A 14,818-nucleotide genomic window follows, 5' to 3' on the forward strand; every position below is an offset into this window, starting at 1 on the left:
GCCACCCGCGCCGGCCACTGGTGCGATGCTTGCTTTCCCCCACGCCATGCCCGCCGACGCGAACAAGCGCACACAAGAGACCCCCACCGACTGGCGCGCCCAGGAACTGCTGCTGATGCGCCAGGTGATGGCCCTGGTCGGCCGCAGCCTGGCGCCGGCCGAGGTGTTCCGCGAGATGCTGCACCTGATGAGCGAGCTGCTGGGCCTCAACCGTGGCCGCCTGGTGCTGGTGGACGATGAACCCGCGCCCGGCGGCCAGCGCCAGGCCTCGATCCGCCACGCCTACGGCCTGACCAAGGCCGAGACCGCGCGCGGCACCTACCGCTGGGGCGAAGGCATCACCGGCCGCGTGCTGGCCAGCGGCCTGCCCGCCATCGTGCAGGACGTGGACGCCGAGCCCCTGTTCCTGTTCCGCGCCGTGCGGCGCGCGCAACTGCCGCCGCAGACCGTGGCCTTCATCGCCCTGCCCGTGGCGGTGCGCGGCGCCACCGTGGGCGTGCTGGCCTGCCACCGCATCCGCAGCCGCCAGCGCCACCTCAACGACGACCTCGCGCTGCTGCGCATCCTGGCCACGCTGACCGGCCAGTTGCTGGAGCTGGAACAGCTCGTGGCCGAGCAGACGCGCCAGCTGCAGGCGCGCAACGCGGCCCTGGAGCGCGCACTGGACAGCGCCAGCGCGCGCTACGGGCTTATCGGTCGTTCGAACGCGCTGCTGCAGGCCCTGGCCGAGCTGGAGCGGGTCTCGCAATCGCAGGCCACGGTGCTGCTGCTGGGCGAATCGGGCTCGGGCAAGGAGCTGTTCGCGCGCGCCGTGCACCTGGCCAGCCCGCGCCACGACCAGCCCTTCATCAAGGTCAACTGCGCGGCCATCCCCGAGTCGCTGTTCGAGTCGGAGCTGTTCGGCCACGAGCGCGGCGCCTTCACCGGCGCGGCCGGCGCGCGCGCGGGCTGGTTCGAGCGGGCGCACGGCGGCACCCTCTTCCTCGACGAGATCGGCGAGCTGCCGATCTCGATGCAGAGCAAGCTGCTGCGCACCCTGCAGGAGGGCACCCTGGTGCGCCTGGGTGGCACGCGCGAGCAGCGCGTGGATGTGCGCCTGGTGGCGGCCACCCACCGCGACCTGGCGCGCGACGTGCAGGCCGGGCGCTTCCGCCAGGACCTGTACTACCGGCTCAACGTGGTGCCCATCCGCCTGCCCAGCCTGCGCGAGCGGCGCGAGGACGTGCGTGCCATCGCCCTGCACTTCCTCAGCCGTGCCAACCAGGCGCACCAGCGCAACGTGCACCTGGCGGCCGACGCCCTGGCCGCGCTGGAGGCACACGACTGGCCCGGCAACATCCGTGAGCTGGGCAACCTGATCGAGCGCGTGGTGCTGCTGGCCGAGGGCACGCTGGTGGACGCGGCCGCGCTGCGCCGCTTCATGCCGGAGCGCGAGCGCGCGGCCGTGGCACCGCCGTCGCCGATCGCCGAGGCCGCGCCACTGGTGCGCGAGTACCAGAGCGCGCAATCGCACAGCGCGCAGGCCCTGCGCGAGGCCCTGGAGCGCCACCAGGGCAACCAGACCCGCGCGGCACAGAGCCTGGGGCTCACGCTGCGCCAGTTCAGCTACCGGCTGCGCAAGGCGCAACTGCGCTGAACGGACTTGCACTGTGTCGACAAAGTGTCGACACAGTGGCGGTGGCGGGCCTCGGCGTTCAGGCCCCCGTTGCACAGCAAGCCGTTGATTTGATTCGATATTCGTCTGCTTCAAGGCCCTGGCACGACCGTTGCGAAAAGCAGGTCCGGTACATCCCGCCGGCCCTTCCACTTCGCGAGGTCTCCATGAACATCGACGCCACCCTGATCGCCCCTGAGCAACTGCAAGCCCTGCAAGCCAGCGAACCCGTGGTCCTCATCGACACACGGGACCCCGAGGCCTACGCGGCGGGCCACATCCCCGGCGCGGTGAACCTGCGCGAGGTGTTCACCTACCTGGCCACCTCCACCCCCGAAGGCCTGGAGGCGCTCAAGGACACCTTCGCCAGCGCGCTCGGCGCGGTCGGCCTCTCCGGCCGGGAAACCGCGGTGTTCTACGAAGACGCCATGAACAGCGGCTACGGCCAGTCCTGCCGCGGCTACTACCTGCTCACCTGGCTGGGCTACCCGAAGATCAAGGTGCTCAACGGCGGCTTCAGCGCCTGGAAGGCCGCCGGCCTGCCCATCTCCACCGAGGCCGCCACGCCCTCGCCCGCCACCTTCCCCGAACTGCCCATGGCCGACGTGATGCTCACGCAGGCCGACGTTGAAAAGGCCCTGGGCACCGACACCGTGCTGCTGGACGTGCGCGACGTGGACGAGTGGATCGGCGAGAGCTCCAGCCCCTATGGCAAGGACTTCGCGCCGCGCAAGGGCCGCCTGCCCGGCGCGAAATGGGTGGAGTGGTACCGCTTCATGAAGCCCTCGCCCCAGGGCCCGGTGTTCAAGACGCCCGACGAGGTGAAGGCCGAACTGGCCACCGTGGGCGTGGGCACCGAGGACAGCATCTACCTCTACTGCTTCAAGGGCGCGCGCGCCTCCAACACCTTCCTCGCGCTCAAGCAGGCCGGCTTCGCCGACGTGCGCATGTACTTCGGCTCCTGGAACGAATGGTCGCGCGACCCCGCGCTGCCCATCGAGACCGGCCTGCCGATCAAGGCCGCGACGACCGCGCCGCTGGCCCTGGCCGCCTGAGCCTTCCGATTGTTCAACCCTGTCCCCGGAGACATCCATGTCCAGTACCGACACCGCCGAGCCCACCACCGTCAAGGCCTGGCTGCGCCCCATCGACGCCGCCGGCCTCGCCGCCTTTGCCGCCAAGGGCAAGGCCAATCCCGGCTCGCGCGGCACCAACAAGGTCCACACCGTGATGGAGGGCCAGTACCGCTCGCTGAGCACCGTAGGCCAGCACACGCCGGTGGTGGTCGACGAGCCGCTGCACCTGTTCGGGCAGGACACCGCGCCCGCGCCCGGCGAGATCGTGCTGTCGGGCCTGGGCGGCTGCATCGCCGTGGGCGTGACGGCCGTGGCCACCTGGAAAGGCGTGAAGCTCAGCAAGCTGGAGGTCTTCCTCGAAGGCGACATCGGCAACCCCGCGGCCTGGGGCGCGGGTGGCGCGCTGGAGAAGACGCCGCCCGAGATGGGCTTCCAGGCCATCCGCGTGAAGGTGCTGGTGGAAGGCGACGCGCCGCGCGAGGTGCTGGACGAGATCGTGCAGCACGCCAATTACTACTCGCCGGTGGCCAACAGCATGCGCAACCCGATCCCCTTCGAGATCTCGATGGCCTGAGGCCGGAGCCGCGCATGGACCTCGCCGACATCCCCCGCGACCTGCGGCTCGATTCCCCCGAGGCGGTGCTGGCCGCCGTGCGCGAGGTCGCGCACGGTCCCTTGGCCCGCGTGGCGGAGGCGATCGACCGCGAGGGCTACTACCCACGCGCCGAGTTGCAGCAACTGGCCGCCCTGGGCGCCATGAGCGCCCACCTGGACGCGCCCGCGGGCCGCGGCGACTACCGGCTCGCGCTGCGGGCCATGGCCGAGGTCTCGCGCGTCTGCGGCGCCACCGGCTTCATGGTGTGGTGCCAGGCCGTGTGCGGCCTGTACATGCAGGCCTCGGGCAACCCGGCCCTCATGGGCGAGGCGCTCATGGCGCACGCCAGCGGCGCCTCGCTGGGCGGCACGGCCATGTCCAACCCCATGAAGAACTACGCGCAGATCGAGGGCCTGCTGCTCAAGGCGGTGCCGGTCGAGGGCGGCTACCGCGTCAGCGGCACCCTGCCCTGGGTCAGCAACCTGGGCCCGGGCCACGCCTGCGGCGCGCTGGCCGGCGTGGTGAATGAACAAGGCGAGGTGGTGCGCGAGGTGATGTTCCTCTTGCGCTGCGACGCCGACGGCGTGGAGATGCGCGAGTGCCCCAGCTTCAGCGGCATGGAGGGCACGGGCACCTTCGGGCTGCGGCTGAAGGATCACTTCATCGGCGCGGGCGAGATCATGGCCGACCCCGCCAAGCCCTTCATCGCGCGCATCCGCGGCGCCTTCGTGCTGCTCCAGTGCGGCATGGCGGTGGGCGTCACGCAGGGCGCCATCGACAGCATGTGGGCGGTGGAGGACCCACTCGGCCACGTCAACCAGTTCCTGGAGGACCGGCCCGCCGCCCTGCAGGCCGAACTGGACGCGCTCACGGAGCGCGTGATGCGCCTGGCCGAGACGCCCTTCGACCCCTCGGTGGATTTCTTCATCGACGTGCTCGACGCGCGTGCCCACGGCGCCGAACTCTCGCTGCGCGCGGCGCAGTCGGCCCTGCTGCACCAGGGCGCGCGCGGCTACCTCATGAGCAGCGAGGTGCAGCGCCGCGTGCGCGAGTCGCACTTCGTGGCCATCGTCACGCCGGCCATCAAGCACCTGCGCAAGGAAATCGCGCGCCTGAGTGCGGAGGCATTGCCCGCATGAGCGCAGCACGGAGGGAAGTCCAATGAGCGCGCCGACACTGCCCACGACTCCGATCGCGCAAGCCGCGCGCGCGCTGGCGCCGTACCGCCAGTACCTGTGCGAGGCCTGCGGCTACGTCTACGACGAGGCCCTGGGCGACCCCGATGGCGGCCTGCCAGCCGGTACGCGCTACGAGGACATCCCCGAGGACTGGGCCTGCCCGCTGTGCGGCGTGACGAAGGCCGACTTTCGCCTCTACGACGCGCCCGACATGGAGGCTTTGCGCGCGCGCAGCGACCCGGGTGTGGCCGTGGCCACGCGCGGCGGCGAGGCGGGCGTGGTCATCGTGGGCGCGGGCCGCGCGGGCTGGCAGACGGCCGAGGCCCTGCGCGCCCTGAATCCCACGCTCCCCATCACCCTGGTGAGCCAGTGCGCGGGCGACGTCTACGACAAGCCGCTGCTGTCCGTGGCCATGGCGCGCGGCCTGGCCGACGGCGCGCTGGTGCGCGAGCGCGGCGCCGACGCCGCCGCGCGCCTGGGCGTGCGCCTGCTCGCGCACACCGACGCGATCCGCATCTGCGCCGACACCCACACCCTGCGCACCACCCGCGGCAACCTGCGCTACGCGCACCTGGTGCTGGCGCACGGCGCCACGGCGCGACTGCCCGAGGGCCTGGCGCCCGAGCTGTGCTGGCGCGTGAACCACCTGGCCGCCTACCAGCGCCTGCGAGCCCGTCTGGGTGATGCGCCGCGCGAGCTGCTCATCGTCGGCGCGGGCCTGATCGGCAGCGAACTCGCGAACGACCTGGCCATTGGCGGCCACCGCGTCACCCTGCTCGACACCTGCGAACAGCCGCTGGCGCGCTGGCAGGACCTGGGCGTGGGCGAACAACTGCTGGACGCCTGGCGCGACCTCAGCATCCGCTTCGTGGGCGGCGTGCAGGTGCGCTCGCTGGAGCGCGTGGGTGGGCGCTACCGCCTCACCACCGCCGATGGCCAGCGCTTCGCGGCCGACGAGGTGATCGTGGCCGCCGGCCTGCACACGCCGACGCGCCTGGCGCGCAGCGCGGGCCTGGACTGGGAGAACGGCATCCGCGTGACGCCACACAACCTGCGCACCAGTGTCGATCGCATCCACGCGCTGGGCGACTGCATCGCCATCGACGGCCAGCCCAGCCGCTACATCGAACCCATCGCCCGTCAGGCGCGCGCCATCGCGGCCGACATCTGCGGTGCCGAGCCCGCGCCCTACGTGCCGCGCGCGCCGGTGGTGCGGGTGAAGACGACGTCGCTGCCGCTCACGCTGCACTGAGTGAGCGGAGTCGACGCGTCAGAACGAGAGCTTGCTCTGGCCGTTGTCGAACCAGGCGGTGTCGAAACCCTCGCGCAGAAGGACAACTTTTGTCGCTGAGGTCGACACGCCCTGAGCGCGCTCAAGGTACTTGGCCAGCGTGCTCCGGTCCTCGCTCAGCAAATGGGAGATGCCCTCGCATTCGCACTGCGCGATCAACTTGAAGTCGTCCTTCACCCTGACACGGTCGTCATCCGGGTCGCGCTGAAGCCGGCGAATCAAGAGGCCGCACGCCATCGCGTGATCGATGTTGAACGGCAGCACGATGAAGCTGCGCAGGGGAAGGTCGTTGATGGCTTGGCGGACCTGAAACTCCGACACCGCGACGGTCGACAGGTACATCGGCACCTGTCGGTGCACACATTCCTTGTAGTACTGCACCGCCGCAGCGTAATGCGGACGGGACGGGTCGCTGAAACTGATGAGAAAACTGGTGTCGAGCAAGACGCTGTTCAATGCTCGCCCCCGCGGATCTGATCGACCCATTCGGTGGCGTTGCCAACGTCCTTCCAGGCATCCTGGCCACGCCTGTTAAGGCGCGCCAACTCTTCCTCATCCACACGAGGGGCGTACTCCACGAACTCGACGAGGCGCGCGTTGCGCAGCTCCCGTGTGAGAACGTTGTATTCCGCTCGAATCCGCAACATCGCAATCTTGTAGAGGCGATTGGATGTGTCATCACGCAGAGCGTCCCTTTCGGCCGTCACCAACAACGTTGACCCATCGGGCAGGCGAACGTGGGCATTGGGTTTGGCCGTTCCACCCAAGTTCTGAACCTCTCCTCGGACATAACGTTCGACCTGCACCCATTGATCCGCGTCGTCCGCGTGGAAATCCGTCTCTCGGCTGACGACGATCGGGCGCGACAAGAAAGGAGCTGAAATGCGGAAGCTGAGGTCTGCATTCTTCTTCACCAACTTTTGCCAGCTTTCGAACACCGAGCGACGCTTGGCGTCAACTGCGTCGAGCCGCTCGTTGGCCGCCAAGTGCTGAAGGTCCTTCAACAGCTTGGGGGCAGCAATGGGTACCGTTTCAATGGCCAGCGACCCCGAGCGAATCGCCACGTCGAGACCTTGCGGGTCGACCTCTTTCGTGTCACCTCGCAAAAAAGTGGCTACGTCGCCGGCAAAGTCCACCAAGCTGGACAGGCGCACCCGATCGGGACTGGCTTCATAGCCACCCGATCGGTCGATCAAGGCCACTGTGATCCGCTGTGCTTCCATGGTCGGGGCATTGTAGGACTGCCCTTCACCCAGCGTCCGTTTGTTTGTTCTACGCAGCCGCCCGCCGCCGCAGCGCCACCACCCGCTCCCCCGTCTCCAGCGACCTCGCCCGCAGCTGCCCGCAGCCCGCGTCCACGTCCTGCCCGGCCGAGTGGCGCAGCTTGGTGAGGATGCCCTGGCGGTGCAGGCGGCGCGCGATGTCGGCGGCCTTCTCCCAGGCGGGGCGCTGGAACGGCAGGCCGTCGACGGCGTTGTAGGGAATGAGGTTGAGCACGCCGTAGCGCCCGCCCAGCAGGCGCACGATGCCCTCGACTTCGTCGTCGCCGTCGTTCACGCCGTCGAGCAAGGTCCACTGGTATTGCACCGGGTAGCCGGTGGCGCGCGCGTAGGCGTCGGCGCGCTCCACCAGGTCCTGCGGCGTGAGGCGCGGCGCGCGCGGCAGCAGTTGCTCGCGCAGCCCGGCCTTGGTGGTGTGCAGCGACAAGGCCAGCGCGGGCTTGACCGCGCCGCGCGGCAAGGCCTCGAAGGCGCGTTCGTCGCCGACGGTGGAGAACACGAGGTTCTTGTGGCCGATGCCGCCCACGGTGCCCAGCAGCTCGATGGCCTCGAGCACCGCCTCGAGGTTGTGCGCGGGTTCGCCCATGCCCATGAAGACGACCTTGTTCACCGGCCGGCCCGCGCGCGCCAGCGCCACCTGGGCCACGATCTCGGCGCTGCCGAGCTGGCGCAACAGGCCGCCGGTGCCGGTCATGCAGAAGGCGCAGCCCACGGCGCAACCGACCTGCGTGGACACGCACAGGCCGCCGCGCGGCAGGCGCACGCTCTCCACGGTCTGGCCGTCGCGCAGGGCCACGAGCAGGCGGGCCGAGCCGTCCTCACCCGGATGTTCGGCCTGCAGGCGCGCGAGGCCCGCGAGCGCCTCGCGCAGCGCGGGCAGGGCCTCGAACAGGGCTTTGGGGAAGTGGTGCTCGGGCTTGCGCCGGCCGGCCTCGGGCGGCAGGGCGTACACCCAGTGGCGCAGCACGCGCTGCGCATGCAGCGGCCCAGCCCCGAGGGCGGTGAGGCGGTGGCGCAGTTCGTGCAATTGCATGGGGCGGGGATTGTCGCCCAGGGGCGGACCATGTGCGCCGGAGTCGGCCCATGCACCCGCGCCGTTCGCGTGGTCGCGCCTGCGGCGCAGTGGCTCAACCCGGGGACGCGGCGAGCAAGGCGGCCAGCGCCGCCGGCCACTGCGCGGACGAGCGGCAGATCCGCACGCTGGCGCGCCCCAGCGCCGCCGCCAGCGTGGCGGCCTCGCCAGGCGCCAGCACCAGCGCGCGCACGCCCACGCCGCGCCCCTCGGCCTCGCGTGCGGCGCGTTGCAGGTCGGCCGGGAGGTAGGCTGGGTCGTGCACGTCCACGTCGTGCGGCTCGCCGTCGCTCAGCAGCACGATCAGCCGTCGGCGGCCCGGGTGGCGGCGCTGGTCGAGCGCGCTCAGGTGCAGGGCGTGGCGCAGCGCGGCGCCCATGCGCGTGGAGCCGCCGCCCCGCAAAGCCGGCAGGCGCGCGAGCACGTGCTCGTCCCAGTGGCGCAGGCAAGGCATGTCGATGCGGTGGCGGCCCCGACTCGAAAAAGCCCACAGCGCGCAGCGGTGACCCAGCGCGCGCAGGGCCTGGACCGTGGCCAGGGCCCCGCGCTGCAGTTGCGCGAGCGGCTCGCCCTCGGTGGAGGCCGAGGCGTCGAGCAGCAGCAGCACCGCCAGCGGCGGCGCCGGGCGTTGCGGTGATCGGTAGACCCGCGCCTCGGGCGTGCGGCCCGCGAGGCGGTCGAGCCGCGCCTCCACCAGCGCGGCGGGGTGCAACTCCTCGCCCTGGGCGCATCGCCCGCCGCCCGCGCGGCGCTGCAGGCTCAGGCGGGCAAGACGGCGTTGCAGGCGGTGGCGTTCGGCGCGCGGCGGCGGCGCGGCCTCCCCTGCGGGCGGATCGCCACCGAACACGCGGCACCAGCCGGGCCGGTAACGCGCGATGCGGTGGTCCCATTCGGGATAGATCGCGTCGGGTTCCAGCGCCACCGGTGTGGGCGAGGCCGACGGCGCGTCGTCGCTGGGCGGCGCGGCGTCGGCGTTCAGGGGGGCCTCGTCGCGGGGCGGCTCGTCATCGGGCCGCCAGAGGTGGCTGTTGTCGTCGCGGTAGCGCGCGGACACGGTGTAGGTGCGGGCGTTGAACGGCAGCCGCATCTGGCCGATGTCGTGTCCGAGCCGCGAGGCGGCCTCTCGCACGCGCGCCGGTGTGTCGAGCGCGAGGCCGCCGTCGGGCGCGAAGAACTCCCGCCGCACCTTGGCGACCCAGGCGTGCGGGTCGTCGTGATCGGGGTTCAGCAGGCTGGCCGCGAGGCGCGCGAGCAGGTCCTCGAAGCCGCTGCCCTGGCGCGCGGCGGCCTCGGTGTGGAAGGACCACCACACGGCGCGCAGGCCGGGCAGCTCCTGGGCCGCGAGCCATTCCACGCGCGCGTCCTCCAGCACACCCAGCAGGGCCTGCTGCACGGGCTTGAGTCCCGCGCGCGCCTGCGCTTCACCACCGAAGCGCCGGTGCGCTGCGGCGTGCGCGGCGATGGCCAGGCTGAGGTCCGGCGCGGGCTCGGCCCAGGCGGGCAGGTGCAGCACGGCCGCGGCGTCGTGCGCGCGCTCGGCCTCGCCGTGGTCGTTGCCATCGCCGAGGTGCCCGCCACCATCGCGACCGACCACGATCACGGCGCGCTGCGCTGCGTCCTTCGCGCCACCGCGCCACTCGACGCGCCATTGCCCGCCCCACAGCGCGTGCGCCAGGGCGCGCACCTGGCCCGGCAGGTCGGGCGGCGCGGCACCCGGGCGCGACATCAGAAGCTCGCGCCCACCAGCGCGCGCAGGCTGGGCGCGAGCTGCGGGTCGTCGCTCAGCGGGTCGGCGATGGCCTGCATGGCGGCCGCGCGGAGCGGCAGGCCCGCGCGGTGCAGCAGCGCGGCGTGCACCAGCATGCGCGTGGAGGCGCCCTCGTCCAGGCCCTCCTCACGCAGGCGGCGCGTGCGGATGGCGAGCTGCACCAGGCGCGTCGCGAGCGCGCCATCGACACCGCCTTCGCGCGCCACGATGGCGGCCTCCGCCTCGGGCGCCGGGTAGTCGAAGCCCAGGGCCACGAAGCGCTGGCGCGTGGAGGGCTTGAGCTCGCGGTGCAGGCCCTGGTAACCGGGGTTGTAGCTGACCACGAGCTGGAAATCGGGGTGCGCGCGCAGCAGCTCGCCATGGCGCTCCAGCGGCAAGGCGCGGCGCGTGTCGGCCAGGGGGTGCAGCAGCACCGTGGTGTCGGCGCGCGCCTCCATCAGTTCGTCGAGGTAACACAGCGCGCCGTGCCGCGCGGCCAGGGCCAGCGGCCCGTCCATCCAGCGCGTGCCCTCGCCGTCGAGCAGCCAGCGGCCCGCCAGGTCGCCCGCGCTCAGGTCCTCGTGGCAAGCCACGGTCACCAAGGGCAGCTTGAGCCGCCAAGCCATGTGCTCGACGAAGCGCGTCTTGCCGCAGCCCGTGGGTCCTTTGAGCAGCACCGGCAGGCGCGCGGCGCGCGCGGCCTCGAAGGCCGCGACCTCCTCAGCCACCGGCTGGTAGAAGGGCTCCTCGGTGAGGCGCCAGTCGGCCAGCGGATCGGCGTGGGACACGCTCAGCGGTGGCCCGCGGTGGCCGGGTTGGGGATGCCCTCGATCGGGCACTCCTCCGTGCCCACCATGGGCCGCGTGATGGCCTCGACCGCTTTCTGCGTGCCCTCGGGGTCGTTCACCCACTTGCCGTAGAACTCGTAGGGGCAGGCGGCCACCCCCTTGTCGCCGTCGCGCGAGTTGATCATGCCCGTGTAGCCGCGGTGCAGCAGCTTGAACAGGTGGTTCTCGCTCTGCGCGTTCTTGCGGAAGTCGCGGATCAGGCTTTTCGAGAGCGCGGCGTACTGCACGCCGTAGTCCTCCTCGCCGCATTCGCCGAGCGTGCGGCCGTCGAAGCCGATGAGGGCGCTGTGGCCGAAGTAGCTGTACACGCCGTCCCAGCCGGAGGCATTGGCCACCGCCACGTAGCTGTTGTTGGCCCAGGCCATGGCCTTGGCCATCAGCACCTGCTGGTCTTTCGCGGGGTACATGTAGCCCTGGCAGCGCACGATGAGTTCGGCGCCCTTCATGGCGCAGTCGCGCCAGATCTCGGGGTAGTTGCCGTCGTCGCAGATGATGAGGCTCACCTTCAGGCCCTTGGGGCCCTCGCTCACGTAGGTGCAGTTGCCGGGGTACCAGCCTTCGATGGGCACCCAGGGCATGATCTTGCGGTACTTCTGCACGATCTGGCCCTGGTCGTTCATCAGGATGAGCGTGTTGTAGGGCGCCTTGTACGGGTGCTCCTCGTGCTGCTCGCCGGTGAGCGAGAACACGCCCCAGACCTTGGCCTTGCGGCAGGCCTCGGCAAAGATCTCGGTCTCGGCGCCAGGCACGGTGGACGCGGTCTCGTACATCTCCTTGGCGTCGTACATGATCCCGTGCGTGCTGTACTCCGGGAAGATCACCAGGTCCATGCCGGGCAGGCCCTGCTTCATGCCGACCACCATGTCGGCGATCTTGCGCGCGTTGTCCAGCACCTCGGCCTTGGTGTGCAGGCGCGGCATCTTGTAGTTGACGACGGCCACGCCAACGGTGTCGGCGCTGCTTGAAATGTCACCGTGCATCATGGCTCGGGTTCCTTGTTCAGTGGCTGATCATCCAGGGGCGCTTGGAGGGAAACGCCTTTGCGCCATTCGGTGCGGTCACCGTGGCCTTGCTGCGCCCGGGGCTGCAACACCCGCAGCCCGCGGGGTGTTTCAGGCGCGCGTAGTCGCCCGATCGTTGGGGCTCGTGCCGCGCGCGCTCGTTGATGCCCATGGCCGTGCGCGTGGCGCCGTCCATGAGCGCCAGGCGCGGCGCGGTGGCGAACACGCGCGGCGAGGCGGTGCCGCAGTCGGGGCAGAAGGCCGGATCGTTGCGCTCGCTCAGCGAGCGGTAGGCGTCGAAGCCGCCGCAGGCCGGGCAGGCGTAGTCGTAGGTCGGCATGGGCGGCTCCGCGCGTTCAGAGGTCCGGAGACAAAGGCATCTGGATCGAGCCGTCGATGTGCTTGATCGGGCCGCTCGCGTTCGGGTTGATGTCGAAGTCGAAGATCTGCGTGGGCAGCCACAGCGTGGCGCAGGCGTTGGGCACGTCGACCACGCCGCTGATGTGGCCCTGCACCGGCGCCGTGCCCAGGATGGAGTAGGCCTGCGCGCCCGAGTAGCCGAACTTCTTCAAGTACTCGATGGCGTTGAGGCAGGCCTGGCGGTAGGCCACGTTCACGTCCAGGTAGTACTGCTTGCCGCTCTCGTCGACGCTGATGCCTTCGAAGATGACGTAGTCGTCGTAGGTGGGCTTGATGGGGCTGGGCTTGAAGATGGGGTTCTTGATGCCGTACTTGGCCATGCCGCCCTTGATGAGCTGCACCTTCATGTGCACCCAGCCGGCCATCTCGATGGCGCCGCAGAAAGTGATCTCGCCGTCGCCCTGGCTGAAGTGCAGGTCACCCACGGAGAGGCCGGCGCCGTCCACGTAGACCGGGAAGAAGATCTTGGAGCCGCGCGAGAGGTCCTTGATGTCGCAGTTGCCGCCGTGCTCGCGCGGGGGCACGGTGCGCGCGCCGGTGGCGGCGGCCTTGGCCAGTGCGTCGCCGGTGAGCTTGCCCATGTGCGCGGTGCCCGCGAACGGCGGGTTGGCCAGGCCGCTGGTGGCGGGGTCGGAGTCGATCAGCGCCTGCTCGCGCGTGTTCCACACCTCCAGCATCTTCGGGTCGGGCAGGCAGCCGATGAGGCCGGGGTGGATGAGGCCCGCGTACTTCACGCCGGGCACGTGGCGCGAGGTGGTGAACATGCCGTGGAAGTCCCAGATGGACTTCTGCGCCTGCGGGAAGTGCTCGGTGAGGAAACCACCGCCGTTCTTCTTGCTGAAGAAGCCGTTGAAGCCCCAGAGGCTGTCGTCCTTGGCGCCGATGTCGAGCAGGTCGACCACCAGCAGGTCGCCAGGCTCCGCGCCTTTCACGCCCACCGGGCCACTGAGGTAGTGCACCGTGGTCAGGTCGATGTCGCGCACGTCGTCGGCGCTGTCGTTGTTCTTGATGAAGCCGCCCGTCCAGTCGTAGGTCTCGAGCACGAAGTCGTCGCCGGGATTGACCCAGCAGGCCATGGGGATGTCGGGGTGCCAGCGGTTGTGCACCATCTCGTTGGTGGGCGCGGGCTTGGTGAGGTCGACCTTGATCAGGGTGTCGGGCATGGCGTGGCTCCTGGGTGGAAGGGGATCGATTGGGGTTGGGGGAAATTCAGACCGACAGGTAGGCCTTGATGCGCTGCTGGTCGGTGTTGGCGCGTTCGGTCTCGTGCACCAGGCGCCCGCCCTCGATGACGAACAGGCGGTCGGCGACGTCCATGGCGAACGAGAGCACCTGCTCGGAGACCACGATGGTGATCTTTCGCATCTTGCGGATCTCGTTGAGCGCCTTGGCGATGTCCTTGATGATCGAAGGCTGGATGCCCTCGGTCGGCTCGTCGAGCAGCAGCACCTTGGGGTCGGTGACGAGCGCGCGTGCGATGGCGAGCTGTTGTTGCTGGCCGCCGGAGAGGTTGCCGCCCTTGCGGCGGCGCATGTCCCACAGCACGGGGAACAGCGCGTAGATCTCCTGCGGAATCGCCTTGTCCTTCGCGTTCTCCAGGCCGGTCTGGATGTTCTCTTCCACCGTCAGGGTGGGAAAGATCATGCGGCCCTGCGGCACGTACGCCAGGCCTTTGGCCACGCGGCGAAAGCTCTCGTCGCGCGTGAGGTCCTGGCCGGCCACGCTGATGTGGCCGCTCTTGGTGGGCAGCACGCCCATGAGGGCCTTGAACAGCGTGGTCTTGCCCATGCCGTTGCGGCCCATGATGGCCACCGCCTCGTTCTCGCGCGCCTCGAAGCTGATGCCGTGCAGCGCCTCGCTCTGGCCATAGGAAACGAACAGGTCCTTGACTTGCAGCATGCGGCTTCTCCTTCAATGGCCCAGGTACACGTCGATGACCTTGGGGTCGGCCTGCACCTGGTCCATGGGGCCCTCGGCCAGGATCTTTCCCTGGTGCATCACGGTGACCTTGTGCGCGATCTTCTTGACGAAGTCCATGTCGTGCTCGATCACGATCACGGCGCGGTTCTGGCAGATGCGGTGCAGCAGCTCTGCGGTGAGGTCGCGCTCCTTGGCGCTCATGCCGGCGATGGGCTCGTCCAGCATCAGCAGTTCGGGCTCCTGCATCAGCAGCATGCCGATCTCCAGCCACTGCTTCTGCCCGTGCGAGAGCAGGCCGGCCTCGGTCTCGAGCTTGTCGGCCAGGCCGATCTCGGCGGCCACGGCCTGCACACGGGCCTTGATCTCATCGGTGGCGCTGAAGGCCAGCGCGCCCCAGACCGAGCGCCCCGAGGGGTAGGACACCTCAAGGTTCTGCCAGACCGAGAGGTTCTCGTAGATCGAGGGCGTCTGGAACTTGCGCCCGATGCCCAGGCGCACGCGCTTGTGTTCGGGGATCTGCAGGATCTCCTCGTTCTTGAACTTGATGCTGCCGCTGCTGGCCTTGGTCTTGCCGCAGATCAGGTCCAGCAGCGTGGTCTTGCCGGCGCCGTTGGGGCCGATGATCACGCGCAGTTCGTTTTTGTCGACGTAGAGGGTGAGGTCGTCGATGGCCTTGAATCCGTCGAAGGAGACCGTCAGGTCTTCCACGGCGAGGGCGAAGTCGGTGCTGCTCATT

The 14,818-nt window shown here is 70.1% G+C and carries 15 protein-coding genes; 5 read left to right on the forward strand and 10 right to left on the reverse strand.

All coding sequences use genetic code 11. The annotated features are described in order from the left end of the window. Nucleotides 1-46 precede the first annotated feature (46 nt). The 5 genes from VLG41_RS01455 to VLG41_RS01475 all read left to right on the forward strand — a co-directional run bounded on the left by VLG41_RS01455 (nt 47) and on the right by VLG41_RS01475 (nt 5,755). A complete protein-coding gene (locus tag VLG41_RS01455; RefSeq protein ID WP_325347624.1) occupies nt 47-1,636 on the forward strand; it encodes a sigma 54-interacting transcriptional regulator in 1,590 nt (529 codons plus the stop codon). Between the two features lie 185 nt (nt 1,637-1,821). Then, entirely contained in the window at nt 1,822-2,709 is an 888-nt protein-coding gene (locus VLG41_RS01460) for a sulfurtransferase (protein ID WP_325347625.1), read from the forward strand. Nucleotides 2,710-2,746: 37 nt separating this feature from the next. Beyond that, a complete protein-coding gene (locus tag VLG41_RS01465; protein WP_325347626.1) occupies nt 2,747-3,304 on the forward strand; it encodes an OsmC family protein in 558 nt (185 codons plus the stop codon). 14 nt (nt 3,305-3,318) lie between these two features. Continuing rightward, nucleotides 3,319-4,464: an acyl-CoA dehydrogenase family protein gene (locus VLG41_RS01470; RefSeq protein ID WP_325347627.1), complete on the forward strand. Its 1,146-nt coding sequence runs from the start codon at nt 3,319-3,321 to the stop codon at nt 4,462-4,464. A 22-nt stretch (nt 4,465-4,486) separates the two neighbouring features. Continuing rightward, nucleotides 4,487-5,755: an FAD-dependent oxidoreductase gene (locus VLG41_RS01475; protein ID WP_325347628.1), complete on the forward strand. Its 1,269-nt coding sequence runs from the start codon at nt 4,487-4,489 to the stop codon at nt 5,753-5,755. Between the two features lie 18 nt (nt 5,756-5,773). On the opposite strand, the gene VLG41_RS01480 is transcribed toward VLG41_RS01475, so the two are convergent. From VLG41_RS01480 to urtD, 10 genes are all read right to left on the reverse strand, one after another. Beyond that, nucleotides 5,774-6,238 carry a hypothetical protein gene (locus tag VLG41_RS01480; protein ID WP_325347629.1) on the reverse strand — a complete coding sequence of 155 codons (465 nt, stop codon included), beginning with the start codon at nt 6,236-6,238 and terminating at the stop codon, nt 5,774-5,776. Nucleotides 6,239-6,246: 8 nt separating this feature from the next. Beyond that, nucleotides 6,247-7,017, reverse strand: a complete 771-nt coding sequence (locus VLG41_RS01485; RefSeq protein ID WP_325347630.1) for a hypothetical protein — start codon at nt 7,015-7,017, stop codon at nt 6,247-6,249. Between the two features lie 49 nt (nt 7,018-7,066). Then, entirely contained in the window at nt 7,067-8,107 is a 1,041-nt protein-coding gene (locus tag VLG41_RS01490) for an RNA methyltransferase (RefSeq protein WP_325347631.1), read from the reverse strand. A gap of 94 nt (nt 8,108-8,201) precedes the next feature. Further along, on the reverse strand, nt 8,202-9,872 hold the full coding sequence (locus tag VLG41_RS01495) for a VWA domain-containing protein (protein WP_325347632.1): 1,671 nt from the start codon (nt 9,870-9,872) through the stop codon (nt 8,202-8,204). Beyond that, nucleotides 9,872-10,681, reverse strand: a complete 810-nt coding sequence (locus tag VLG41_RS01500; RefSeq protein WP_325347633.1) for a CbbQ/NirQ/NorQ/GpvN family protein — start codon at nt 10,679-10,681, stop codon at nt 9,872-9,874. Before VLG41_RS01500 ends, VLG41_RS01495 begins: the two co-directional genes overlap by 1 nt. Before the next feature lie 2 nt (nt 10,682-10,683). Then, nucleotides 10,684-11,724, reverse strand: coding sequence for an aliphatic amidase (locus tag VLG41_RS01505; RefSeq protein WP_325347634.1), 1,041 nt, complete (start codon nt 11,722-11,724; stop codon nt 10,684-10,686). A gap of 16 nt (nt 11,725-11,740) precedes the next feature. Continuing rightward, complete coding sequence (locus VLG41_RS01510; protein ID WP_325347635.1) at nt 11,741-12,082, reverse strand: zinc ribbon domain-containing protein; 342 nt, start codon at nt 12,080-12,082, stop codon at nt 11,741-11,743. Nucleotides 12,083-12,098: 16 nt separating this feature from the next. Next, nucleotides 12,099-13,325 (reverse strand): formamidase, encoded by a 1,227-nt coding sequence (gene fmdA, locus VLG41_RS01515; protein ID WP_325347636.1) that lies wholly within the window; start codon nt 13,323-13,325, stop codon nt 12,099-12,101. A gap of 46 nt (nt 13,326-13,371) precedes the next feature. Further along, nucleotides 13,372-14,061 (reverse strand): urea ABC transporter ATP-binding subunit UrtE, encoded by a 690-nt coding sequence (gene urtE / locus VLG41_RS01520; RefSeq protein WP_325347637.1) that lies wholly within the window; start codon nt 14,059-14,061, stop codon nt 13,372-13,374. Nucleotides 14,062-14,073: 12 nt separating this feature from the next. After that, nucleotides 14,074-14,817 (reverse strand): urea ABC transporter ATP-binding protein UrtD, encoded by a 744-nt coding sequence (gene urtD, locus VLG41_RS01525; RefSeq protein WP_325347638.1) that lies wholly within the window; start codon nt 14,815-14,817, stop codon nt 14,074-14,076. Between the last annotated feature and the right edge of the window lies 1 nt (nt 14,818).

The sequence above is a fragment of the Hydrogenophaga sp. genome (genome assembly GCF_035481345.1).
GTDB lineage: Bacteria > Pseudomonadota > Gammaproteobacteria > Burkholderiales > Burkholderiaceae_C > Hydrogenophaga.

Coding starts and splice junctions, on each gene's coding strand:
- fmdA (WP_325347636.1), bottom strand. CDS start 13,325: ATGCCCGACACCCTGATCAAGGTCGACCTCACCAAGCCCGCGCCCACC.
- VLG41_RS01470 (WP_325347627.1), top strand. CDS start 3,319: ATGGACCTCGCCGACATCCCCCGCGACCTGCGGCTCGATTCCCCCGAG.
- VLG41_RS01505 (WP_325347634.1), bottom strand. CDS start 11,724: ATGATGCACGGTGACATTTCAAGCAGCGCCGACACCGTTGGCGTGGCC.
- VLG41_RS01460 (WP_325347625.1), top strand. CDS start 1,822: ATGAACATCGACGCCACCCTGATCGCCCCTGAGCAACTGCAAGCCCTG.
- VLG41_RS01475 (WP_325347628.1), top strand. CDS start 4,487: ATGAGCGCGCCGACACTGCCCACGACTCCGATCGCGCAAGCCGCGCGC.
- VLG41_RS01510 (WP_325347635.1), bottom strand. CDS start 12,082: ATGCCGACCTACGACTACGCCTGCCCGGCCTGCGGCGGCTTCGACGCC.
- VLG41_RS01490 (WP_325347631.1), bottom strand. CDS start 8,107: ATGCAATTGCACGAACTGCGCCACCGCCTCACCGCCCTCGGGGCTGGG.
- urtD (WP_325347638.1), bottom strand. CDS start 14,817: ATGAGCAGCACCGACTTCGCCCTCGCCGTGGAAGACCTGACGGTCTCC.
- VLG41_RS01495 (WP_325347632.1), bottom strand. CDS start 9,872: ATGTCGCGCCCGGGTGCCGCGCCGCCCGACCTGCCGGGCCAGGTGCGC.
- urtE (WP_325347637.1), bottom strand. CDS start 14,061: ATGCTGCAAGTCAAGGACCTGTTCGTTTCCTATGGCCAGAGCGAGGCG.
- VLG41_RS01465 (WP_325347626.1), top strand. CDS start 2,747: ATGTCCAGTACCGACACCGCCGAGCCCACCACCGTCAAGGCCTGGCTG.
- VLG41_RS01455 (WP_325347624.1), top strand. CDS start 47: ATGCCCGCCGACGCGAACAAGCGCACACAAGAGACCCCCACCGACTGG.
- VLG41_RS01485 (WP_325347630.1), bottom strand. CDS start 7,017: ATGGAAGCACAGCGGATCACAGTGGCCTTGATCGACCGATCGGGTGGC.